Raw genomic sequence first — 499 nt, forward strand, 5'->3', positions numbered from 1 at the left:
GCAACCTCAACCTCCGCCTGGAGGCAAAGGACGGAGCCCTTTGGCTCCGCGTCAACCTGGGAAACGGGAGGCACGCCCACGCCCTGGTGAAGACCTCCCACCCCAACCTGAGCGCCCTGGTGGAGCGTGTCCACGCCTCCCTCCCCTACAACGTGGAGCTCTCCCTCAAGGAGGGGAAGGTCTACGCCGCCTTCACCTGGGAGGAGGAGCCTGTGCCCCTCGTGGCCACGAAGGAGAAGGGGGTCCTGGGCGTGGACCTCAACGCCGACCCCTACCACCTGGCCTTAGCCGTGGTGGGCCCGGATGGAAACCTGAAGCATCACCTCACCCTCTCCCTGGAAGAAGTGGACCGGGCTCACAACAGGGGAGCGAAAGAGCTCGCCCTCTGGAAGATCGCCCACGAGGTCATAGCCCTGGCCCTGAAGGAAGGCGTGGCCATCGCCACCGAACGCTTGAAGTATCTCCCCAAGGGAAAGAGGGGAGACGGCTCAGGCAGGGC

Annotated in this window: 1 pseudogene; it reads left to right on the top strand. The window is 65.3% G+C overall.

Annotated elements, in window-relative coordinates:
• A pseudogene (locus ACYQ0J_RS05325) lies at positions 1 to 499 on the top strand (IS200/IS605 family accessory protein TnpB-related protein); the annotation flags it as partial.

It is taken from the genome of Thermus sp. FJN-A (assembly GCF_054655095.1).